This is a genomic window from Sphingopyxis sp. Root1497, from assembly GCF_001427085.1.
Taxonomy (GTDB): Bacteria; Pseudomonadota; Alphaproteobacteria; order Sphingomonadales; family Sphingomonadaceae; genus Sphingopyxis.
This window is the reverse complement of record NZ_LMGF01000003.1, coordinates 475,388-498,595: the sequence shown is the minus strand read 5'-3', so window position 1 is coordinate 498,595 and position 23,208 is coordinate 475,388. Positions and strand designations below refer to the sequence as shown.

Below are 23,208 nucleotides of genomic sequence, written 5' to 3'. Positions count from 1 at the left end.
GGCACTAATCGAAGAAGCGGAGCCGATGAAAAAGCCTTTGACCGGATTGTCGCTGATCCTTCTCGCCGCGGGGACCGCCGCCTTCGCGCAGGAGGACAAGCGTCCCACCGGCGAAACCTACGACCAGATTTTCCAGCGCCTCGGCGACGGAATGCGCGAGAATATCATCATCCGCGGCGAGCATGACGCGCGTACCGATGCGCGCAAGCACAAGCGTTTCTATACCGACCTTCAACCGCTGGCCGACCTGCCGCCCTATCGGCCCGCGAAGCAGCTGACGGGCACGATCCGCGTGTCGGGCCTTTATCTCCACGACGGGCTGATCAAGGACCAGTGGATCGAGTCCTTCCAGCGCTTCCATCCGGGCGTGAAGGTCGTGATCCTGCCCAAGGGCACGATCGCGTCGGGTGCGGTCGACATCGAGACCGGTCCGCGCATTTCCGACCGCCTGCGTGCCGCCTCGCAATATGAGCAGGCGACCGGCGAGCGATTGTTCGAGATCGACTGGGCGACCGGCAGTTACGACGTGCCCGGCTGGAGCCCCGGCTTCGTGATCTTCGTCCACAAGGACAACCCGATCGCGCATTTGTCGGTCGAACAGCTCGACGGCATTTTTGCGGGGTCGCGCACCGGCGGGTGGAAGGGCACGACCTGGGACGCGGGCGTCGCGCGCGGGCCCGAAAAGAACATCCGCACCTGGGGCGACCTCGGCCTAACCGGCGAATGGGCCGACAAGCCGATCATGATCTACGGCCGCCCGCTGAAGTACAACATCCAGCTTGGTTTCGAACGCAAGATTTTCCAGGGCGGCGACGTCTGGAACGAAAATACGCTCGAATATAGCCATGAGGCGAACCCCGACGGCACACGTTATTCCTCGTCGGTGGAAATGGTCAGGGACATGTCCGCCGACCGCTACGGCATCTCCTTTTCCGACATGGGATCGAACCGTCCCGGCATCCGCGCGGTGCCGATCGGAGCCAGCGCGGCGGGGCCGTTCGTGCCGATCTCGCTGACCAGCCTGCGCGACCGCTCCTATCCGCTGTTCATCGAACAATGGGCGCAGGTGCGCGTGGCGCCGGGCCAGCCGCTCGATCCGCTGGTCAAGGAATTCCTGACCTTCATGCTCAGCCGCGACGGGCAGGACGGCGTGCAGCGCGACGGCAAATGGATCACCTTGCCCGCCGTGCGCGCCGCCGAGATGCGCGCGAAGCTCGACACCACCGGCGAGCGCGTCGACCCGCATGCACTGGGGCTGCAACTCGACCAGCTGGCGCCGAAGAAATGGGACGGCGAAAGCCCCGACGAGACGGGCCGGACCGTTGCGACGCGCGCCTATTACAGGACCGCGTTCGACCTGTCCGGGCTCCCCGTCTATGCCCCGGCCGCGCCGGTTGCCGGTACGGTGCGGATGCCGGCGAGCGGGCAGTTGATGGGTAGCACCACAGGCAAGGCGCTGATCGCGGCCTTCAACCGGCACCAGCCCGATATCCGCTTCGAGATCCGCGACGGCGACCTCAACGACGACGCCGTCGACCTGTCGTTCGGGCGCCGCTGGAGCAGCTATTTTGCGGGCGAGGTCTATGATTTCCAGTTGAAGCGCGACCGCAGCCCGCGCGAAATTCAGATCGCGACCGGATCGTTCGACGTCGCCGGCTGGAGCCCCGCCATCGCGGTCTTCACCGGCCGGGATGTGAAGCTTAACGGTCTGACCATCCGCCAGCTCGACGGCATCTTCGGCGGCCCGCGCCGCGGCGGCTGGGTCTCGACGACCTGGCGGCGGCAGGCCGGGCGCTGGGCGGACCGGAATATCCGCTGGTGGCGCGACCTCGGCGTCACCGGCTTCTGCGCCGACAAGCCGATCGACGTTTATGTCCCGCCGCTCAAATATCATCTGATGTCGGTGTTCGAGCGCAAGGTGCTCGTCGGCGGCAATATGTGGAACGACAATGCGCGCGAAATCCCGCTTGCGCTGAAGAATGGCAAGCGGACGCATCCGGGCGAAGATCGCGTGGCGGCGGCGGTGCGCGACCGCTGCGGCATCGCCTTCGCCGATCCGGGCGTGAAGGTGAAGGGCGCGGTGATGGTGCCGGTCGCACGCGACGAGGCCAGTCCCTTCGTGCTGCCGACGCTGAAGAGCGTGCAGGACCGCAGCTATCCGCTGCACCTCGAAACCTATGCCTATGCCGATGCGCAGCCCGATCAGCCGATGGCGCCCGCGGTGCGCGAGTTCCTGCGCTTCGTGCTCAGCCGCGAAGGCCAGGCGATCATCCAGCGCGACGGCAAATGGCTGCCACTGACCGCCGAAGTCGCGCGCGCCGAGGCCGCGAAAATCGATCTCGCTCTTCCCCGGGTAACCGCGAAATGAAGGACCACGCCATGAAGCTGCTCCCCCTGACCCTGATGGCGCTGATGCTCGCCGCACCCGCTGCAGCGCAGACGCAGCCGGCACCGTCGCCCGCACCGGTGGAAGAGCCGACCAATGCCAAGCGCAGCATCTGGACCCTCGATGTCACCGGCTTCCGCAAACAGAAGGCGACGCTCGGCGGCTATACCAAGAAATGGGATCTGTCGGACCTGCCGGTGTATAAGCCGAAGCGGCAGGTCAGCGGCAAGCTGCGCATCTGGGGCAGCAATTATCTGAAGGACGGCCCGCTCGGCGAATATTGGTCGAGCGAGTTCAGGAAGTTCCACCCCGGCATCGAATTCGAGTTCAACCTGCCGACGGCGGGGATCGCGGTGCCGGGCGTCGCGGGCAAGGTCGCCGACCTCGGCGTCGGGCGCCCCGCGACGCTGATGGATCATCTGACCTTTGAGCAGGTCTATAAATATCCGGTCACCGAGATCACGGCCGCGACGGGGTCGTATGACGTCTATGGCTGGTCGCCGGGTTTCATCATCCTTGTCCACAAGGACAACCCGATCGAGCAGATCAGCATGAAGCAGCTCGACGGCGTGTTCGGCACCGCACGCAACGGCGGCTATGACGGCAGCGTCTATCGCAACGACTATCCGTTCAAGCGCGGCGCCGACGAGAATATCCGCACCTGGGGCCAGCTTGGCGCGACCGGCGAATGGGCGAACAAGCCGATCCACCCGTGCGGCCAAAGCCCGCGCGCCAACATCCAGGTCGTGTTCCAGAACCTCGTCCTGCGCGGCAGCGACCAGTGGGTCGAGGGCTATCAGGCCTTCGCCAATTATGCGACGCCCGAGGGCACGATCGCATCGTGGAGCAAGCAGGTGCTCGACTTCGCCGAGGGCGATCCGCAGGCGATCTGCATCGCCTCGCCGCTGGCGCTCGGCCCGAACCTCAAGGAGCTGGCGGTGCAGGGATTCGACGGTGGCCCGTTCGTCGCGCGCACGCTGGAGAGCACCCGCGACCGCAGCTATCCGCTGATCAACGAGATCTTCTTCTATGCCAACAAGGCACCCGGCCAGCCGATGGATCCGAAGGTCGAAGAATTCCTGCGCTTCGTGCTGAGCCAGCAGGGGCAGGAACAGATCCAGCGCGAGGGCCGCTACACGCCGCTGACCGCCGCGGTGGTCAAAGCGCAACTCGCCAAGCTCGAGCCGGGCGCGCAATGATGCGGCTGGCAATCCTCACCATCGCCCTGCTCGCGGCGACCCCGGCCGCGGCGCAGGCACCCGTCGGCTCGATGAACTCGCTCGACCTGCAAAAGGCCCGCGCCGACGCGCTGAAGACCAAGGGCTTCCGCCGCGCCTATACGATCGAATTCGATCTGTCGCAGCTCCCGGAATACAAGCCGTCGGCGCCGATGAAGGGCGTCATCCGGCAATGGGGATCGAACTATCTCGCCGACAGCCCGCTGCAGGGCTATTTCGAGGAAGCGTTCAGGAAATATCACCCCGGGGTGACGTTCGAGAATAATCTCGCGAGCACCTTCATCGGCATGGCCGGGCTCTATACCGGACAGGCCGATCTCGCGCCGATGGGCCGGCGCCCGAGCTGGGAGGAATTGCAGGCCTATCAGCGGATGATGGGCGGCCTGCCCGCCGAAGTGATGATGGCGACGGGGTCGTTCGACGTATCGGGCTGGTCCTTCGCGCTCGTGCCCTTCGTCCACAAGGACAATCCGCTCAAGTCGCTGACCATCGAACAGCTCGACGGCATCTTCGGTGCCGAGCGCCAGGGCGGGTGGAAGCTCAACAGCTGGGACGCCAGCGTCGCGCGCGGCCGGGACAAGAATATCCGCACCTGGGGCCAGCTCGGGCTCACGGGCGAATGGGCCGACAAGCCGATCCGCGTCCTTGGCTATACGACCAACTTCCACTTCCCGCGCGACTTCGCCGACAAGGTGTTCGGCGGCGGGTACAAGTGGAACGAGCAGATGGAGGAATATAGCAACAAGGTGCGCGAGAGCGACGGCGACTATGGCAAATTGTGGAACGCCGGCGACCAGATGATGGAGGACCTCGGCAAGGACAAATATGCCATCACCTATACGGCGATGCTCTATGCCGACAAACCCAACGTCAAGACGGTGCCGCTCGCGCAGACCGCGGCGGGGCCGTTCGTCATGCCGACGATCCAGAGTGTGCAGGCGCGTACCTATCCGCTGACGCGCGAGGTCTATTTCTATGCCAACCGCAAGGCGGGCGAGAAAATGGACCCGCTGATCGCCGAATATCTGCGCTTCGTGGTCAGCCGCGAGGGACAGGCGCTGATCATGAAGGACGGCAAATATCTGCCGCTGACGGCCGAGGCGGCGCGCGCGCAACTGGTCGAGATCGAAAAGACCGGATCGGCATCGGCGGGCGAGGGCGGATGAGCCTCGCGCGCCGCTCCCTGATCGGCGGCGCGCTCGCGCTCTGGGCGATGCCCGCGGCGGCGCAGCGGCTGACCCCTGCGGTGCAGAAGATCGACCCGCGCCCGCAGGCACCGGGCAGCGTCGCGGCGCGGGCGGCGGCGGCGATGCCGCGCTATGCGCCGGCGGAAAAGGTCACCGGCGACATCCGCCTGTGGGGCCATGGCAATCGTAAGCTGCCGTGGATGCATTATCTGGTCGATCAGTGGGCGGAGGATTTCCACCGTTTCCACCCCGAGGCGCGGCTGGAGACACATCTTTACGGCACCTCGTCTGGCATCCCCGCGCTCTATAACGGCCTTGGCGACATCGCGCTGCTCGGCGAGGAAATTCTGCCCGACGCCGCCAAGGCGTTCGAGCGGGTGAAGGGCTATGCGCCGACCGGCGTCGAGCTGATGACCGGCAGCGTCGATATCCGCAATTTCGACTATGCGCAGATGGTCTTTGTCCATCGCGACAATCCGTTGGCGCGGATTTCGCTGGTCGAGCTCGACGCGATCCTCGGGACCGAGCACCGGCGCGGGACACGCAATATCCGGCGTTGGGGCGAACTCGGTCTGACGGGCGCCTGGGCGACCCGCGCGATCACCCCCTATAGCTGGGCGATCGACGACAGCTTCGGCTTCTACCTTCGCAACGCGGTGCTCATGGGCAGCCATCGTTGGAATCCCGCCTTGCAGGGCTTCGCGCATATCAACAACGCCGACGGGACGATCTACGACCATGGCCAGCAGGTGCTCGACGCGCTGGCGAAGGACCCGGCAGGGATCGCGGTGTCGAACATCCGTTATGCGGTGCCCGAGGTGAAGCCGCTCGCGCTCGCGCATACGGCCGCCGGGCCGTTCGTTGCGGTCAGCGAGGCCAGCCTGATCGACCAGAGCTATCCGCTCGCCCGCACCCTGCCGGCGGTGATCGACTTGCCGCCCGACGGCCGCATCGATCCCAAGGTGCGCGAATTCCTGCGCTATGTGCTGAGCCGCGAGGGGCAGGAGGCGGTCAACCGCGACGGGCGCTATCTGCCACTGTCGCCAGCCTCAGCCGAGAAAGAGCGGAGGAAACTGGCATGAGGATGCTGCTCGCCGCCGCCTTGCTGTTCGCGCCTGTTGCCGTGCAGGCGCAGGAACAGGTGATCCGCATCTGGGGCACGCCCGCGATGCTCGGGGTCGCCGAACGCTGGGCCGACGCCTATGAGAAACAGCACCCCGGCACCCGTTTCGAATTTTCGATGAAGGGATCGGACAGTGCGATCCACGGGCTGGTCGGCGGGGTCGCCGACATCGCCTTGATCGGCCGCGCCAACGACATCGTCGACGACAACGGCTTTTCGCGGCCGAAGGAATATCATGCGATGCGGATCGAGATCGCGACCGGCGCGGTCGCCGCGCCGGGCAAGTCCGACGCGATCGCGCTGCTCATCCATGACGACAACCCGCTGACGGCGCTGACGCTCGACCAGCTGGCGCGGATCATCGATTGCGGCGATGAGGCGCGGCCGATCGCGACCTGGGGCGATCTCGGGCTGACGGGCGAATGGGCGCGGCAGCCGATCCGCATCCACAGCTATGATTTCGCGACGCGTACCGGGCTTTGGCTCCAGAACCGCGTGACGGCGAAGGACCGGCGCATGTGCTGGGACCGGATCGCCGAATATGACGATGCGCGCCGGCTCGACGGCACGATCGCGGCGGCCGCCGACCGGGCGGGCGAAGGCGGCCGGGGCGACCGCTATGCGCTCGTCATCGCCAATGCCGCGCAGGCGTGGGGCGGGCTCAAGGCCGTGGCACTGTCGGATGGCGGCGCGGCGGTGCTGCCGACCGCGGCCACGGTCGCCGACCGCTCCTACCCGCTGACGCGCCGCGCCTATGCCTTTGTCGATCGTGCACCGGGCAAGCCGCTGGCCCCGCATGTCAAAGCCTTCCTGCAATTCGCGTTATCGGCCGAAGGACAGAAGCTGCTCGAAGCCGACAATGGCTATCTACCCCTCGACCGCCGGATCGCGGCGGCACAGGTCGCAATATTGGAGAGCGAAAAATGAAACGCATCGTGACGGCCGCGCTGGCGGCGCTGGTCCTGACATCCGCAGCAACGGCACAGGAGGCCAGCGCGCCGACGACCGACGCCGACGCGCTGTCGAAGGCGCGTGCGATCGGCAATCGCGGGCGCGCGGTGAAAATCTTCTACGAGCCGCAGTTCGACCTGACAGGACTCAAACCCTATGCGCCGCAGGCGCAGGTGACCGGCACGATCCGCCAATGGGGCAACAACTACCTCAAGGACAGCGGGCTGATGGAGGTGTGGCAGGCCGAGTTCCGCAAGTTGCAACCGGGCGTCAGCTTCAACGACAACCTCTACAGCTCGTCGGTTGCCTTCCCCGGCCTGATCTCGGGCGCCGCCGACGTCGCGCCGATGGGGCGGCAGGCGTTGTGGGACGAACTCAAGGGCTTCGAGCGCGAAGGCGCGCAGGGCGGAGAGGAAGGTGTCGGGCAGACCGAGGTGGTCGAGATCATCATGGCGACGGGATCGTACAATGTTCGCGGCTGGTCCTATGCGCTCGGCATCTTCGTCCACAAGGACAATCCGCTGACCGGCCTGACGATGGAGCAGGTCGACGGTATATTGGGCGGTCGCCGCGACGGCGGCTGGAACGGGCTGACCTGGGACACCAGCGTGGCGCGCGGACCCGAGAAGAATATCCGCACCTGGGGCCAGCTCGGACTCAAGGGCGAATGGGCGAACAAGCCGATCACTGTCTACGGTTACAACGCCAAATATCATTTCAACGACGAGATCGACAAAAAGGTGCTCAAGGGTTCGGGCAAGTGGAACGAGGACATGCGCGCCTATTCCAACGTCGCGGGGCTGAAGGCCGACGGCTCGCTGACCGCTGGCGGCGAGCTCATCACCAACGGGTTGGCGGCGGACAAATATGGCATCGCCTACACCGGCATTCCCTTCATGAACGACAGCATCAAGTCGGTCCCGCTGTCGACCGACGGCGGCAAAACCTTCATCCCGCTGACCCTCCAGACCGTCCAGAACCGCAGCTTTCCGCTGACCCGCGACGTTTATTATTATTTCCGCCGCGAGAAAGGGAAGCCGGTCGATCCGAAGGTCAAGGAATGGCTGCGCTATGTGTTGAGCCGCGAAGGGCAGGCGGCGATCCAGGCCGACGGCAAATATCTGCCGCTGACCCCCGAGGTCGCGGCGGCGCAATTGGCGAAACTCGACTGATGCGGGGCCCGCTTGCCCTGTTCCTCGCCTTTGCGACGCTGTTCGCCGGCCCCGCGCAGGCCGAAAGCACGACGCACCTGCTCGGCGCGGATCATCCCGCGCCGGCCTTTGTCGACGAGCTTCCGGCCTATCAGCCCGACGAGCGCGTGACGGGGACGCTGCGCATCTGGGGGCACGGCAGTTTCAAGCGCGACTTCATGGGGCAATTGCTGGCTTACTGGATCGCCGAATTCGCGAAGCACCAGCCCGACGTAAAGTTCGAAAACCGCATGTACGGCACCGCCTCGGCGATCGGATCGCTCTACAGCGGCACCGGTGACATCGCCATATTGGGCGAGGAAATCAGCCCCGCGGCGCTCCGCGCCTTCCGCCGTGCCAAGGGCTATGACCCGACCGGCATCGAGGTCGCGAACGGCAGCGTCGACGTCAATTTCTACGACTATGCCCATATGATCTTCGTCCACCGCGACAATCCGATCAAAGGGCTGACGCTGAAGCAACTCGACGCGATTTTCGGCGAGGAAGGGCGGCGCGGCGGCGGGCAGGTGCGGCGCTGGGGGCAGCTCGGGCTGGGCGAGGCGTGGCGCGATGCCGCGATCATCCCTTATGGCTGGAAGACCGATGTCGATTTCGGGTTGTTCTTCCGTGAACGCGTGCTCGAGGACAGCCACCGCTGGAACGGCGCGATGCGCGAATATGAGCATCAGCAACGTCCCGACGGCACCCAATATGATCATGGCCAGCGGATCGTCGATGCGCTGGCTACCGACCGGGGCGGCATCGCGATCTCGAACATCCGCTACAAGCATCCCGACGTCCGCCCGCTGCCGCTCGCCTGGGACGCCAAAGGGCCGTTCGTCGATGCGACGCCGCAGACGCTGATCGACCGCAGCTATCCGTTGATCCGGATCATCCCGGCCTATGTCGACGTCGCCCCGGGCCAGAAGATGGATCCTGCGCAGCGCGAGTTCCTGCGCTTCCTGCTGAGCCGCGAGGGCCAACGCATATTGATCGACCATAGCGGTTACCTGCCGCTCAGCGCCAAGACGCTCGCGCAAGAACTGGGGAAAGTGAAATGAAGCGCCGCCAACTCCTGTCCGCGCTGGCGCTGCTCCCTGCGACCGCCTGGGCTTCGACGCTGCCGCCGCCGGTGCATGGCCTGCCGGGACGTGTCCGGCTGGCGGGGACGGCAGGCATGATGCCGGTCGTCGCGGCGTGGAAGCGAGCCTTCGAGACCGCCAATCCCGCGATCAGGGTCGACGTCGCGATGGCGGGCAGCGATGTCGCGATGGCCAATCTCTATGCGGCGACGTGCGACGTCGCGCTGATCGGGCGCGAGGCGACCAAGCCCGAAATCCAGGCCTTCGAATGGATTTATCGCTTCCGGCCCAAGGGCGTCGCGGTGCTGGGTGGCAGCGTCGCGACGCCGGGGCGCTCGCCCGCACTGGCGGCGATGGTGCATCGGAGCAATCCGCTTGGCTCGATCAGCATCGACGGGCTCGCCGCGGCATTCGGCGACGGGGCGCAGCCGGTGCGGACGTGGGGCGACCTGGGCCTTGCCGGTGCGTGGCGCGACCGGCCGATCCATCTCTACGCGCCCGAGGCCGAGAGCGGCAGCGGCCGCTTCTTCCGCGCGGCGGTGCTCGGCGGCAGCAACCGCATGGCATGGCCGCGCCTGCGCGAATATACGGTGCCGCCGCGCCCGGCGAAGGCCGAAGCCGAGGCGGCCATCGCGATGCGCCGCGCGCTGGCGCGCGACCCCGCCGGCCTCGCGGTCGGGATCGCCGGGAAAGAGATCAAGACGCTGCCGCTGATCGGCGCCAACGGGATTGCGCTGTTGCCCGATGCGGCGTCGGTCGGCGCGGGCACCTATCCGCTCGGCCGCACGGTGCAGGCTTATCATGCGGCGCCGGCGAAGACGCCCGTCCACGCCGAAACGCTCGCCTTTCTCCGCTTCATGCTGACGCCCGAGGCGCAGGCGATCGCGGGACGGGCGAGCGATTATCTGCCGCTGTCAGCCGGGGCCGCGCAGGAAGCCCGCGCGGCCCTCGGCTGATGCGCCCTCGGGCTTGTAGGTCATCACGACAAAGCTGTTCGGATGAAAGGTCGGCGCTGCGACGCCCTTGGCGTCGGGGGCGGCAAAGGTCGCGTCGGCGGTGACGGTGAACACCCGGCCGCTCGCCTCGTCGAGCTGCATCACGCGCGCCTGCGGGCGGGTCTGGATATTGCCGAGCAGCTTGTAACTGTCGGGGCCCGCCTGTTCGATCACGGTCATCGAGCTGTCGCCGCCATTGGTCGTGACGATGCGGTGGCGCACCTCGTCGACCCCCATGCCGTCGATGCCCTTGCCGATCGGCACCCGTGCGACTTCGGTACCGGTGCTGGCGTCGAGCGCGAGGAATACCGGCTTGTCGCCGCGGCAGCCGATCAGGATGCGGTCGGTGTGCGCCTGATATTCGACCGCGACGACCTGCTCGCAATCGACGTTCCAGCGTGCCTGTTCGGCAAGCGTCGCCGAATCGAGCTGCATCAGGATTTTGTCGTAGCGCGCCGGCGCGAAGAGATGGCCTTTGCCGTCGGGCGAGGGGTCGTCCATCTTCTTGAACGGGAACACCTTGGTCGACAGCAATTTGCCCGTCGCCGCATCGAGCGTGAACCAGGCCGACTCGGTCTGGCGCGAGCCGACGACGGCGTGGATGCGCTTGGTCGCGGCATCATAGACGACGCCGTTCAGCCCGCCGTCCTTGGCGAGCGGGATGCGATCCAGCACCTTCAGCGATTTGAGTTCGAAGCTGAGCAGCGAGCCGTCGGTCATCGCGACATAACCGCGATTGAACTGCGGCAGCAGCAGCGGGCCGTTGGCGCCGACCGAATTTTCGACCTGGCCGACGACCTTCTGCGTTTTGATGTCGAACACCGTCAGCCCGTCCTTGCGGCGCGCGATGAACAGGCGCGGGCTGTGCGGTTCGAGCTTGATATAGTCCCAGTCGCTGTCGGTGCTGGGCAGCGTGACCGCTTTTTCGAGCGTGTAGATCGGCTCGGCGGCGAACGCCGGTGCAGCGATTGCCGCGACGCCCGCAAGCGCCATGGATATGCGAAATTTCATAGACCGTCTCCCATTTTGGTTTCGGTCCATTTTACCGGGGCGGCCTGTCACCCCGCTGTCAGGCGAGGGCGATCTGCGCTGCCTGGATCAGGAAGGTCGCGCCGACGATCGTGACGATCCAGCGCCGGCCGGCCCGGAAATGCGCGTCGCTGATCCGGTCGAGAATCACGCCGCCGACCATGATGCCCGCCATCGACGCGAGGATCGCGAGCGCGGAGACGGGAAGGGGGATCACCGCGCGCGCTGCGGCGCTCCACAACACCCCGCCGTAGACGATGACCTTCGACGCATGGCCGATCGCCTGCATCACCGCCTTGGTCGCGACGACCTGATGCCGGTTCAACCGGGTGTTGATGAAGAGGAGGTCGGTGACCGGACCCGACACGCCCGAAACGAGCGACAGGCCGGTCGAGACGAAGCCCCCGCCGACGGCATGGACGCGATGGGTCGCGTCGAGCGGCATCCAGCGTTCGGGCAACCAGACGAGGACCGGCAACAGGCCGAGCCCCAGGAAGACATAGAATTTCGTCGGCGTGAAAATGACGAGCGAGAAGACGCCGATCGCCGCGACCGCGCCGATTCCGAACCACAGCAGCACCGGCCAGACCACATGCCGGCGGTGCAGCACGACGCGCCACAGGTTGGAAGCGAACTGGATCAGGCCGTGGAGCGCCAGCGCGACCGTCACCGGCAGCAGCCAGGCGAGCAGGCCCATGAAGATCAGGCCGCCCGCCATGCCGAAAATGCCCGAGAGAATGGAGGTCAGGAACGCCGCAATCACGATGAGCGCGCCGACCTGCATAGTTCCTCGCTTTCCGCTTTCCGATAGTTGCAATCGCAACCATGGCCGGCTGGTAGGATGCGAAACTGTCAGTAACCCGTCAATCGTGCCGCATATTCGGCGCCGCTCGACTTTGGTGGCCGGGCGGCCGCGCGCTCCGGAGATGTCGCCTGCGATGGCAGGGAGCCGCCAACCGGGGCGGAGTAACGGGTGTCGCACAGGCCTCGGCGGAGGGTGAGGGGATGCGCGCCGCCTCCCCAGACGGCGCGCATCCCCTCTGGTCAGTCGACCGTTTCGGGAAGGGCGAGGGTGCCGGAGATATCCTTGCGGATCGTCTCCTTGGTGTCGTTGATCTTTTTCCACTCGGGGTTCTTGAGCAGTTCGAGCTTGTTCTTTTCCTTGATCGCCTCGCTCTTTCCGAAGGCGGCTTCGTCGACATATTGCTTCACCAGGATCGTGCGGTTGCCTTTGACGCCGGGAACGGGCTCGCGCTCATAATACATGGCGTAGCCGGTCATCACGCCGCCGGCCTTCTGCCCGTCCATGTTCGGGCTGATATAGGCCTTGGTATAGCCGGTGTAGGCGTCGGCGGGGACCAGCGCCTCATAATGGCTGACGACATAGGCGGCCTTCGGATCGGCCGTTTTAGCGCGCGCATCGACGAGCAGGTCGGCGCGGCGGAGTAGCAGATCCTTGCCGAGCTTTGCCGCGGCATCCTTTGACCAAGCGTCATAGGCGCCGCCGTCGGGGAAGGTGACGACCGCGAGGCTGGCGAAGCCCTCCGGCCCCTCGACGCTCGGCTTCGAGCGGAGCAGCAGCACCGTCGCACCGGCCTTTTTTGCCGCCGACAGTTGCGCGACATAGTCGGCGGGCGCCGTCTTGCCCACCGGCTGGGTGATCAGCGCATAGGCGGGGCCGCTGTCGACTTCGACGCTGGCCGGCTCGGCCTTGGTGTCGGCGGCATCCTTGCCGCCCGAACAGCCCGCCACCAGCATCAGGCTCATCATCGCACCGGTCAGCATTGCCGTGCGCCGCGTGAATGTCCGCATTTCCATCACTCCTCTTCCAACGATAGCGCGCCGTGTCACACGGTCGCGAGCGGCATCACGCTGGCAGCCTTTCCTGTCGGCAAGCTGTCGGAGGAAAGGAAAATGACAGTTAAGTCATTATATATATTATGAAAATGATGGCGGACCGTCGGGCATGCCAGTCGGTCCGCCATGAAGGTCGGTGCCCGGGGATGGGCAGCGGCGCGAACGTCGCGCCAAAGAAAATGCAGGCCCTGCAAGGACCGGCGACGGGTCTAGGATGGTCTGGCTGACGCGAGCCTGACAGGCTGGCGGATGTCCTCCGCCGCGTGACAGGAAGCAGTCATCCGCAGCGCTTGAGGCGGCAAGGGGACGGAGGCGACCAACGCGTCGATGGCTTGGGACTATGTCGCGACGGCGACGGCCGTCGCGACCGTGTCGACGCAAGGGCCGGCGAAGGTCAGCAGCAGATCGGGGCCGCGCGGCTCGAGCGTGACGGGGCTGCCATCGTCCAGACGAACAGCCTCGCCCGACAGGGACAGGTTCCGGATCACCAGCCGGGTCGACGCCACCGGTCCCTTGACGATCAGATTCACGCGCTCCGGCGTGGCGGTGAAGCGCACAGCCAGCCCGCATTCGGTCTCGCCATCCGACCGTGTCCACGGCCGGGTGCCATAGATGGCGTCGCCGTTCGCGCGCAGCCATGCGCCGAATTGCCTCAACCGGCGAAGCTGTTCGTCGGGGATCGCGGCATCGGTCGCGCGCGGGCCGACGTTGAGCAGCAGGTTGCCGTTGCGCGATACGGCATCGATGAAGTCATGGATCAGCGTATCGGCGCCGGCGTAATCGGCCTCGTCGTCGTTGCGGTTGAAGCCGAAGCTGTGGCTCATGCCGCGCGTCGCTTCCCACTTCTTGACCTGGATTTCGGCGAAGGCGGCATATTCGGGGGTCCGGAAATCGCTGTGCGGAATTTCGGGCGGGATGATGCCCTTGGATTCCTCGCCGCTCTGCCGGCCGACCGCGGCCTTGAGCTTGCGGTCGAGATAGCGCCGCACCAGCGGAATCTTGAGCAGGTCGCGCTGGAGGCTGGTCGCCACCCAGCGATCGTTGACCACGCCTTCGGGAACCGCGCGATAATAGTCGGCGAACAGCCGGTACAGCGGCCCGGGCCGCGTCGGCCAGCTGATGTCGTTCCACAGCACCGACGGTTCGTAACGGTCGATCAGTTCGCGCACCTGCGCCATGGCATAAGCGGGGTAGTCGCCGCCGGGCGTCGAGGCGATGAAATCGCCGAGCGTGCGCAGCGGCCGCCGGTTGAAGGTCCAGTCGATCCCGCCCGAATAATAGACCCCGAACCGCAGCCCGGCAGCGCGCACCGCGGCGGCGAGTTCGCCGACGATGTCGCGTTCGGTGGTCCAGCCCGCCTGGTGCCGGTTCGCGACCCCGCTGGGCCACAGGCAAAGCCCGTCGTGATGCTTGGTGACGAGCACGACATAGCGCGCGCCGGCGTCGCGAAACGCCTCGGCCCAGGCGGCGGGATCCCAATGCTCGAGTCCCGCCTCGAACGGCCGTTTGAAATCCTCATAGGGCGCGTCGCCATAATGCGTCCGGTGGAATTCGGCCGAGGGCGTTCCCGGCACCTTGATCGCGTTACAATACCATTCGGTATAGGGGACCATCGCGACCGCCCGGTCGTAATCCTTGGCAAAGGCTTCGCCGATCGAGCCGAGGCGCGGGGCATAGCCGGGGATGGCGAAGGCGCCCCAGTGGATAAAAATCCCGAACTTCGCGTCGTGATACCAGTCGGGGACGGGGCGCGCGTTGAGTTCGGCCAGCGCATGATCGGTCGAGGCCATCAGGGGCGGCCTCCGCGGGCGTCGCATACGCCTGCGCCTTTGCGACCAGACAGGCCCCGATCCGTTCGGCGAAATCCATCCATCCTGCTTCTCCCACCTGCCTCGCCTTTTCGCGGCGATGGCGTTCGCCGATCCGCGCGGGCGGTCCGGCTCAGTTGATTCTATGATAGTAGAAAAATATATTCCATATTTGCGATGTGAGCGAAACCCGAAATCGCTCGGGCGATCGCGTCCCGTCTTGCCAAAGGGATAGGGTGCTATCGGAAGGGCGCGGAAATCCGCGCGCGCAGGCTGAACCCACCACCTCTCTCGCCAGACCATATATGTTCGATATATGATTATAGACTAATATATAAAACACCTCTAACAATGGCCCGGGGGGATGCCGAGCCGGCATTTCGCCGTACATAGCGGGGGGCCGCATCAGCGGTCCCGTCGCGCCAATAATCGACCAGCAGGATCGCTGGCGGCGGGAGAGGCGTGGTATGCGAAATATATCCTGGATGTTTGCGGGCGTCGCATTCGTGGCGATGCCGGCCGTGGCACAGACGCAGGCGGCGGCGGAGAATTCGCCAACGGCCGCGGACGATGGCTCCGGTCTGGCCGAAATCGTCGTCACGGCGGAAAAGCGCACCGCCAATCTGCAAGAGGTGCCGCTCGCCATATCGGCCTACACATCCGATGCCCGCCAACTCGCCGGCATCAACACGTTGCAGGATTTCGCCAACTTCACCCCGGGGCTGAGCTATTCGGCGGGCAACGACCGCGTCTTCATCCGCGGTATCGGACGCCAGACCAACACCAACGGCAGCGATCCGGGGGTTTCGACCTACACCGACGGCATTTACGACGCCTCGACCACCTCGATCGCGGCCTCCGATTTCTTCATCGATCGCATCGAGGTGCTGCGCGGCCCGCAGGGCACGCTCTATGGCCGCAATTCGATCGGCGGCGCGATCAACGCGATCTCCAAGCGGCCGACCGAGGACTTCAGCGCCGACCTGCGCGGCACGGTGGGCAATTATGGCCTCTACACGATCGAAGCGTCGGCGTCGGGATCGCTGACCAAGGGGCTGCGCACGCGGCTGGCGGGCGGATACTCGAAACAGGAACGCGGCTATTTCAAGAACGAAGCCGGCGGGGTCAGCGAGGGTGGCCGCGGCGAGCGCCGTTATGTCGAACTGCAGCTCGAGGCCGATCTCGGACCCGACGTCACCGCTTGGGCGAAGGTCTTCTCGGGCCGCACCGACCTCAATCCGCGCCCGCTCAACCGTATCGGCGGCTATGATTTCGCGCCCTATCCGACCGGGGCGATCACGCCGGGCGCGGCCTTTGGCTACCTGATCCCGGGCGTCGTCGCGCTCGATCCCGATCCCGTGCCACCCGGCGCGACCAACATCCGGCGGTTCAGCGCCGACACGACGCAGACCGAGCGCATGCGCGGCAATTTCGGGGCGACCGGCGACATCAAATGGTCGCTGCCGACCTTCGACGTCCGCCTGCTCGGCGGCTATCAGCAATATCGTATCGACAACACCTACGAGCTCGACGGGACAAGCGTGATTTCCTACGCCTTCCCGCTCGCTCCCGGCGGCGGCATCTGTGCCTTCATTCCGGGCTGCGGACCGCTCACCGCTTTCCCGTCGACGCAGCTCAACCTGCATAACGACAAGAGCTTCGGCAGCGGCGAGCTTAACCTGACGTCGAACACCGACGGGCCGCTGCAATGGGTGGCCGGGGTCTATTATTATCAGGAGACGCTGGCGCAGGAATCGCATTTCAACGCCCCCAACCAGCTGCAGCTGCGGGCGCCCGCGAACGGCCCCGCCAACCCGCTCGGCGATTTCGTCTATGCCGCCTCGACGCTGACCACCAAATCGTCGGCGGTCTTCGGCCAGGTCGACTATCGCTTCACCGATGCGCTGCGCGTGACGGCGGGGCTGCGCTACACCCATGACAAGAAGAGCGGCGACGAATTTTTCCGTCTCCTCTGTTTCGGTTGCGGCGGTTTCTCGCCCGATCTGTACGGCTCGGTGACCCCGGCGCTCGACATTACGGCGTCGCAAATCTCGACGCTGGCGGCGCCCGGCGTCGCGTCGGCGGTGACGATCGATCCCGCGACGGGGATCGCGCGGCGCGGCCTCGCGAACAGCTGGAACGCGGTGACCGGAACCGTCGCGGTCGAATGGCAGCCCAGCGACGACCAGCTCGCCTTCCTCCGCTACAGCCGCGGCTACAAGTCGGGCGGGTTCAACGCCGGGGGCATTTCGGTGCTGCCGCAGACCGGCGCCGAGCATGTCGACGCCTTCGAGGCGGGCTATAAATATTCGATCGGACGGCGGCTGCGCGTCAATCTCGCCGGTTTCTATTATGACTATCAGGGGCTTCAGGTGCCGCTGACGGTGTCGCAGCCCGGCGGCGCGCAGCTCACCCAATTCTTCAACCTCAAAAGCTCGCAAAGCTATGGCGCCGAGATCGAGCTTGCCTGGCAGCCGGCCGATCCGCTGCAACTGTCGTTCAACTATGGCTATGGAAATTCGCGGATCGACAGCGGGTGCTGCTTCGTCGACGGACAGGATCCGCTGGCGCTGCAACCGGGCGCGCAGCCGTCGGGTCCGGCGGTCAATGGCCAGCAGCCGCAAAGCGTCGCCGGCGCCCGATTGTCCGACACGCCGCGGCACAAGCTGGCGCTCAATGCGATGTACAGCATCGACTTCGAGCCGGGCACCTTGTCGCTGTCGGGCAATTATGTGCTGCGCAGTTCGGCCTATAGCAACATCTTCAACCGTTCGTACAACCGGATGCCCGGGTGGGATCAGGTCGATCTGCGCGCGATCTGGACCGGCAGCGGCGACCGGTATCGGGTGATCGCCTTCGTCAAGAATCTGTTCGACAGCAAGGGCTATGACAGCGCGCAGGGCAATCTGCTCGCCTCCTCGCCGACGCTGGCGGTCGCGCAATCCTATTCGTTCACGCCGCCGCGAACCTATGGCCTCCAGCTCGAATTCCGGTTCCGGTAAGCCGCCCGCGTGGGAAAGATCGACGCACGTCCGACCGATGCCCTGCCGCTGAAAACGCGGCTGCTCTATGGGTCGGGCACGATCGCCTTCGGGATCAAGGATCATGGTTTCAACGCGCTGTTGATGCTGTTCTACAACCAGGTCGTCGGGCTTCCGGCGGCCTGGGTCGGATCGGCGATCATGATCGCGATGATCGCCGATGCGCTGTTCGATCCGCTGCTGGGACAATATTCGGACAATGTCCGCACCCGCTGGGGGCGGCGGCACCCCTTCATGTATGCGGCAGCGCTGCCCATCGCGCTCTTCTACCTGCTGCTCTGGATGCCGCCCGAGATGGCGCGGGGGGCGCAGTTCGCGTGGCTCGTCGCCACCGCGATCCTCGTGCGCTTTTCGATCAGCCTCTACGAGATTCCCTCGACCGCGCTGCTCGCCGAATTCACCAGCGATTATGACGAGCGCACCAAGCTGGTCGCGGCGCGCTTTTTCTTCGGCGTGTGCGGCGGCATCGCGATGACGGTCGTGACCTTCGGCTATTTCCTGCAACCGACGGCGGCGCAGCCGGTCGGTCACCTCAACGCCGGCGGTTATGTCACCTATGCCTGGGTGGCGGCGGCGATCATGATGCTGTCGGTGCTGATCTCGTCGCTGGGGACGCAGAAGGAGGTGCTGAAACGGCCGCCGCCGCCGCCAGCCGTCAAGGTTCCGATCGGACGGATGCTGCGCGAAATGCTGGGGGTGCTGGTGCATCCGGCCTATATCTCGATCCTGCTCGCCAGCCTGTTCTTTGCGGTGGCGTCGGGGCTCAGCCTGTCGCTGTCGGTCTATTTCTCGACCTATTTCTGGGAACTCAGCGCCAGCCAGATCGCCACCGTCGCGTCGACCGCGGTTGTCGGCATCCTGCTCGCCTTCGTCGTCGTGCTGCCGCTGTCGGCGCGCTTCGGCAAGAAGCCCGCGGCGATGCTGATGTTCGGGCTAGGGCTGGTGTCGAGCGTACTGCCGCTGGCGCTGCGCCTCGCCGGCCTGTTTCCGGGCAATGGCGACCCGCTGCTGCTGTGGCTGCTGATGGCGCAATTCGCCTTCACTATGATGACGACGATCGCCGGCGGCATATTGGCGGTGTCGATGGTCGCCGACGTGACCGACCAGATCCAGCTCGAGACCGGGCGCCGTTCCGAAGGCCTGCTGTTTTCCGCCGCCACCATGGTCAACAAGGCGATATCGGGCATGGGGATCATGCTCGCGGGGCTGCTGCTGGCCTTCGTCGGTTTCCCCGACAATGCCCAGCCCGGCCAGGTCGACGCCGACGCGCTTTCGGGGCTGGCGACCATCTATATCGTCACGCTGTCGGTCGCGACCACGATCGCGATCATCTGCCTTGCCTATTATCCGATCAGCCGGTCGCGCCACATGGAGAATATCCGGCGGCTGGGCGAAGCCGCCGCCGAATGACCGCGTGGTTCGTCGTCGGACAGTCGCGTCAGACGCCGTCGCGCCGGGTCAGTGGCAGCCCGCCGGCGAGCAAGGCTTCGGCCGCATCGAGCAGCCGTTCATTCTCGGCGACCAGATCGCCGGCGCGGCCGCTTTCGATCCAGGCGTCGAACGCCATCCTGCCGCCCGCGACAAGCATCGCGGCCGCCATTTGCGCGCGGCGGTCCTGCCCCGGATCGATGCCGAGTTCGTCGGCGATATAGTCGGTCATCAGGTCGATCTGGAGCCGCTGATGCCCGTACCACACCGGCAGCAGTTCAGGTTCGCCGGCGAGCGCGCGGCCGAGGTTGATCTGGCCATCGCCGTCGCGTTCATAGGCGTGCGCGAGCCTTACCACCTGGTTGCGCCAGAAGGTCAGCACCGGGACGCCCTGCGCCCGCTGCGTGGCGACGACCGCCTCGAACCGCGTGCCCGCGGTGACCGCGATCGCGGCGGCCAGATCGCGCTTCGAGGCGAAATGGGTGAACAGGGTGGTGATGTGGATATCGGCCGCCTCGGCGATCGCGGCCATCGTCGCGTCGGCATAACCGAGCGTGACGAACAGGCGTCTTGCGGCTTCCTCGATGCGCTGGCGCGTCCGGGCCTTCGCCGCGGTGCGCCGCGGAAAACTGACTTTGGATGGTTCGTCCATGGGCCGCTTATAATCATTGCCGCGCGAAGCGCCAGCTATATAAGTTGATTATTCTATGTTTATAGGATAAACTCCGGCTCAACGGAAAATGGAGGGCTGGCAGCCATGATCGACATGTCGATGCGCAACGATTTTGAACGATGGGTCGAAACGGCCCGGCCCCCGCTGGCGGAGGAGCCGGCGCTGGGCCTCGCGGCGCTGATGACGACGGCGGCGTTCGTCGATCCGGTCGCGCAGGTGCCGATCTTCGATGCCATTGCCGAGGCCACCGCCGCGACCAGCGATCCCGCCGCGCGCGCCGAACGGATATCGGACGCGCTGCCCTGGCTGACCGATGGCAAGCCGCGCGTCGCATTGCCGCGCCCGCTGTGGGACGGTTTCTGGGACATCATCGCCCGGCCGCGATCCCCCGGCGACGGCGAACTCGACCTGACGCTCGCGGTCGTCGCGCTCGGCAATCATTATGACCAGCGGATGATCGATGCCTGCGAGGCGGCGCTGCTCGAATTCGACAGCGTCCACGAACTGATCGCCCAGCCCGAGGTGCGCCTCACCACCGCCGATCTGGAGCGACACGCGACCGACAGCCTGGCGCACGACCTGTTGTCGATGCTGAACGCCAACGGCTATGATATCGAAGTGATCGATGCCGACACCGTGGTCCTGCCGGGCGACTATCCGGCGCAGAACCGCACCAACCGTCGCATCCTGCAACTCCACGACGTCTGGCATCTGGTCGGCGGCTATGGTTTCACCCCGGCGGGTGAGGTCGCGATCTCGGGCTTTCAGATGGCACAGTTCGGCCAGAATTATTCGACGCGCTTCCTCGCAACGGTGGCGACCAAGGCGGCGGTCGACATGCCGGCGCTGATCGACATGCTGCTGACGGTGACCTTCGACGGCTGGCGCCACGGCCGCGCGACGAAAGAACTGATCGCGGTTCCCTGGCACCAGCGCATCGCCGATCCGATCGAGCGCGTTCGCGCCGACCTCGGCATCCGCCCGCTCGACAGCGACGCGGTGCGGACGATGGACGCCTTCATCCCGGCAGTGTGAATAGGGGGGCGCCCTAGTCGGCGCCCCCAATCATTCGGCAGGGACCGGCGTCGCCGACGGGCGATATTGCGCCGCGTCGGTGGTGAAATCGGCATGGCCATAGCTGGCGAGCTGCGTCTTCAGCTTCGCGATCAGTCGCCGGTCGGCCACCCCGCGCAGCCCCGGAATATGCGCCGCGAGAGCGTAAAGCCGGACCCGTGCATAGATGAACAGCCCCGCGATCGCCGCCAGCGCGACATCCCCGGCGGTGAGATCGACGCCGATCGAGGCCGCCTTCGCCTTGTCGCCGCCCATGAAGCTCTTGACGAAGAACAGCTTGGCAAAGGCGCGCTCGAAGGTTTCGTGGATTCGGGCGCCAAGCGAATCGTCGGGACGCAGGTCCGCCGCCATCGTCGCGCGCAGCAATACGCCGCACGTATCGTCGTCATAGCCGCTGCGCAGCGTACCGCTCCGCGCATTCATCAGGTCGACGATTCCCTGCGGCGTATCGGCGAGCAACTCCTCGGGCAGGCCGAGCAGGAAGCAGCGATACCGCGCCAGTTCGACCGTTGCCCGCTCGGCGGGGGTGAATTCGTGACGCCCCTCCTCGATCATCTTGTACGACAGGAGGAAGACCGAGATCAGACCCGCCGGCATCTGGTCGACCTGCGGGATCGGAATGCCATAGACCCCCATGTCCCAGTCCTTCGGGCGCCGCAGGACATTGGCGCGCACCATCGAGTGCATCAGCCGCACCATCGCCGCCGCCTTGAAACCGGGGCCAAAGCGTTCCAGCGCCCCCGGCAACAGCGAGGTGGTGAAAAAGGTCGCCGTATCCTTGACGCGCCGCGCCGCCGTCTGTTGCGACAGCGTGCCGGTGATCGCCATCGGCAAGGCGGCATATTTGTTCATGAAGGTCGCAATGAAGGCGCCGCGGATGATGAACGGGCCGAAATTGGCCGCCGAATTGCGATCGATCCGCGCGCCCTCCTCGACCAGCTTCATGTCGAGCCAGTCGGGAACCCGTTCCATGTCGCGGATGAAGGCGACGAGTTCGGGCGGCGCATCGGGCACATGCTCGATACCCTCGTCGCAGGCGCGGGTGAGCATGTCGACGAGCGCGCGGAATCCATGTTCGCGCATCAGCGCGGCATAGGCGTCGGCGGTCGCATCGCCGATCATCGTATAGGCGCGGATGAACTCGATCCGGTCGGGATCGGCGAGCAGCGCATCGCGGTCGCGATCATATTTCCCCGAGAGCGCGGTCGGGTCGCCCGGCGTCGCGGTGAAGCGCTCGGGAACGGCGCGAAAATCGACCTTGCCATACATCGCGGGCACATGGTCCCGCTGGGATTCGACCCTGGCCCACAGAGTGTCGAGCGCCGCGCGTGTCATCAATGTCCATCTCCCTCTCGACGAGATGGCGAGGATCATATATATCAACTGATATAAATTCAAGCGAAACGGACGACACCCTGCCGATGACCCGCCAAGCAACCCCGGTCGCACCGCTCCGCACTGCCTCCGACGGCTATCGCAAGGGCGAGGAGACGCGGACGCGCATCCTCGCCGTGGCGCTCGCCGCGTTTGGAAACAGCGGCTTCGCCAGCGTCACGACGCGGCAGATCGCCAAGGAAGCCGGCGTCAACCTGCCGGCGCTGACCTATTATTTCGGGAACAAGCGCGGCCTCTATCTCGCCTGCGCCCACGCAATCGTCGCGCGCTATCGCGAAGGCATGGGCGCGGTGGCGCTGACATCCTATGCCGCGTTGCAGGAAGCGCTGACCCCCGATGCGGCCCGCACCCTGCTCAAGCGGCTGTTCGCGGCGCTGGCCCGCTTCCTCCTCTCGACGCCCGGCGCGCAGAATCCGTCGCTGTTCGTCCAGCGCGAGATTGCGAGTCCGGGCCCCGCCTTCGAGATTCTCTATGCCGAACTGTGGCGCCCGGGCATCGAGCTCGCCACCGACCTGATCGTGCAGGCGACCGGCGGACGGCTGACCGAAACCGAGGCGCAGGTGCGCGCGGTGCTGATGATATCGAGCCTGACGGGTTTCCTCTCGGGCCTGCCCGTCATCGCCCGCACGGCGGGAAAGGCCGACTACACCGCGCTGGTGATCGCGGCGCTCGATGGGCAGATCGGGTCTCTCGAGCAGGGCTAGGCCGGCCGCGCTGCGGATTTCGGGATTAAAGGGGTAGCGGTTCGCGA

18 protein-coding genes are annotated in these 23,208 nt (G+C 65.8%); 12 read left to right on the top strand and 6 right to left on the bottom strand.

The annotated features are described in order from the left end of the window. Positions 1-25 precede the first annotated feature (25 nt). The 8 genes from ASD67_RS05825 to ASD67_RS05790 are packed head-to-tail and all read left to right on the top strand — an operon-like array spanning position 26 to position 10,113. Positions 26-2,368: a PstS family phosphate ABC transporter substrate-binding protein gene (locus tag ASD67_RS05825; RefSeq protein ID WP_056344644.1), complete on the top strand. Its 2,343-nt coding sequence runs from the start codon at positions 26-28 to the stop codon at positions 2,366-2,368. An 11-nt stretch (positions 2,369-2,379) separates the two neighbouring features. After that, positions 2,380-3,585, top strand: coding sequence for a PstS family phosphate ABC transporter substrate-binding protein (locus ASD67_RS23315; protein ID WP_056344641.1), 1,206 nt, complete (start codon positions 2,380-2,382; stop codon positions 3,583-3,585). Continuing rightward, the gene (locus ASD67_RS05815) at positions 3,582-4,790 is read left to right on the top strand and encodes a PstS family phosphate ABC transporter substrate-binding protein (RefSeq protein WP_162248543.1); all 1,209 of its coding nucleotides are present in this window, start codon (positions 3,582-3,584) and stop codon (positions 4,788-4,790) included. Before ASD67_RS23315 ends, ASD67_RS05815 begins: the two co-directional genes overlap by 4 nt. Continuing rightward, positions 4,787-5,893, top strand: a complete 1,107-nt coding sequence (locus tag ASD67_RS05810) for a PstS family phosphate ABC transporter substrate-binding protein (protein WP_056344638.1) — start codon at positions 4,787-4,789, stop codon at positions 5,891-5,893. Before ASD67_RS05815 ends, ASD67_RS05810 begins: the two co-directional genes overlap by 4 nt. Further along, the gene (locus ASD67_RS05805; RefSeq protein ID WP_082544873.1) at positions 5,890-6,861 is read left to right on the top strand and encodes a PstS family phosphate ABC transporter substrate-binding protein; all 972 of its coding nucleotides are present in this window, start codon (positions 5,890-5,892) and stop codon (positions 6,859-6,861) included. The genes ASD67_RS05810 and ASD67_RS05805 overlap by 4 nt, the downstream gene beginning before the upstream one ends. Further along, positions 6,858-8,057, top strand: a complete 1,200-nt coding sequence (locus ASD67_RS05800) for a PstS family phosphate ABC transporter substrate-binding protein (RefSeq protein ID WP_056344633.1) — start codon at positions 6,858-6,860, stop codon at positions 8,055-8,057. Before ASD67_RS05805 ends, ASD67_RS05800 begins: the two co-directional genes overlap by 4 nt. Next, entirely contained in the window at positions 8,057-9,136 is a 1,080-nt protein-coding gene (locus tag ASD67_RS05795) for a PstS family phosphate ABC transporter substrate-binding protein (protein WP_056344632.1), read from the top strand. The genes ASD67_RS05800 and ASD67_RS05795 overlap by 1 nt, the downstream gene beginning before the upstream one ends. Further along, positions 9,133-10,113 (top strand): PstS family phosphate ABC transporter substrate-binding protein, encoded by a 981-nt coding sequence (locus tag ASD67_RS05790; RefSeq protein WP_056344629.1) that lies wholly within the window; start codon positions 9,133-9,135, stop codon positions 10,111-10,113. Before ASD67_RS05795 ends, ASD67_RS05790 begins: the two co-directional genes overlap by 4 nt. Here ASD67_RS05790 and ASD67_RS05785 read toward each other — a convergent pair. The 4 genes from ASD67_RS05785 to ASD67_RS05770 all read right to left on the bottom strand — a co-directional run bounded on the left by ASD67_RS05785 (position 10,072) and on the right by ASD67_RS05770 (position 14,828). Continuing rightward, the gene (locus tag ASD67_RS05785; RefSeq protein ID WP_056344628.1) at positions 10,072-11,163 is read right to left on the bottom strand and encodes a YncE family protein; all 1,092 of its coding nucleotides are present in this window, start codon (positions 11,161-11,163) and stop codon (positions 10,072-10,074) included. The two genes, ASD67_RS05790 and ASD67_RS05785, sit on opposite strands and share 42 nt — an antisense overlap. A 58-nt stretch (positions 11,164-11,221) precedes the next feature. Further along, a complete protein-coding gene (locus ASD67_RS05780; RefSeq protein WP_056344625.1) occupies positions 11,222-11,965 on the bottom strand; it encodes a sulfite exporter TauE/SafE family protein in 744 nt (247 codons plus the stop codon). A gap of 260 nt (positions 11,966-12,225) precedes the next feature. Next, on the bottom strand, positions 12,226-12,993 hold the full coding sequence (locus tag ASD67_RS05775) for a hypothetical protein (RefSeq protein ID WP_156377586.1): 768 nt from the start codon (positions 12,991-12,993) through the stop codon (positions 12,226-12,228). Positions 12,994-13,376: 383 nt separating this feature from the next. Further along, positions 13,377-14,828, bottom strand: a complete 1,452-nt coding sequence (locus ASD67_RS05770) for an alpha-L-fucosidase (RefSeq protein WP_082544872.1) — start codon at positions 14,826-14,828, stop codon at positions 13,377-13,379. A 530-nt stretch (positions 14,829-15,358) separates the two neighbouring features. On the opposite strand from ASD67_RS05770, the gene ASD67_RS05765 reads away from it, so the two are divergent. Further along, positions 15,359-17,848, top strand: a complete 2,490-nt coding sequence (locus ASD67_RS05765; protein ID WP_235535648.1) for a TonB-dependent receptor — start codon at positions 15,359-15,361, stop codon at positions 17,846-17,848. Positions 17,849-17,857: 9 nt separating this feature from the next. Continuing rightward, a complete protein-coding gene (locus tag ASD67_RS05760) occupies positions 17,858-19,297 on the top strand; it encodes an MFS transporter (RefSeq protein WP_056344616.1) in 1,440 nt (479 codons plus the stop codon). A gap of 28 nt (positions 19,298-19,325) precedes the next feature. On the opposite strand, the gene ASD67_RS05755 is transcribed toward ASD67_RS05760, so the two are convergent. Continuing rightward, positions 19,326-19,967: a TetR/AcrR family transcriptional regulator gene (locus ASD67_RS05755; RefSeq protein ID WP_056344613.1), complete on the bottom strand. Its 642-nt coding sequence runs from the start codon at positions 19,965-19,967 to the stop codon at positions 19,326-19,328. Between the two features lie 105 nt (positions 19,968-20,072). On the opposite strand from ASD67_RS05755, the gene ASD67_RS05750 reads away from it, so the two are divergent. After that, positions 20,073-21,023, top strand: a complete 951-nt coding sequence (locus ASD67_RS05750) for a Coq4 family protein (RefSeq protein ID WP_056344610.1) — start codon at positions 20,073-20,075, stop codon at positions 21,021-21,023. A gap of 30 nt (positions 21,024-21,053) precedes the next feature. Here the strand turns inward: ASD67_RS05750 and ASD67_RS05745 are convergent, their stop codons facing one another. Further along, positions 21,054-22,397: an oxygenase MpaB family protein gene (locus ASD67_RS05745; RefSeq protein ID WP_056344607.1), complete on the bottom strand. Its 1,344-nt coding sequence runs from the start codon at positions 22,395-22,397 to the stop codon at positions 21,054-21,056. An 86-nt stretch (positions 22,398-22,483) separates the two neighbouring features. Here ASD67_RS05745 and ASD67_RS05740 point away from each other — a divergent pair, with 86 nt between their 5' ends. Then, positions 22,484-23,161 carry a CerR family C-terminal domain-containing protein gene (locus ASD67_RS05740; protein ID WP_056344605.1) on the top strand — a complete coding sequence of 226 codons (678 nt, stop codon included), beginning with the start codon at positions 22,484-22,486 and terminating at the stop codon, positions 23,159-23,161. The last annotated feature ends 47 nt before the right edge of the window (positions 23,162-23,208 follow it).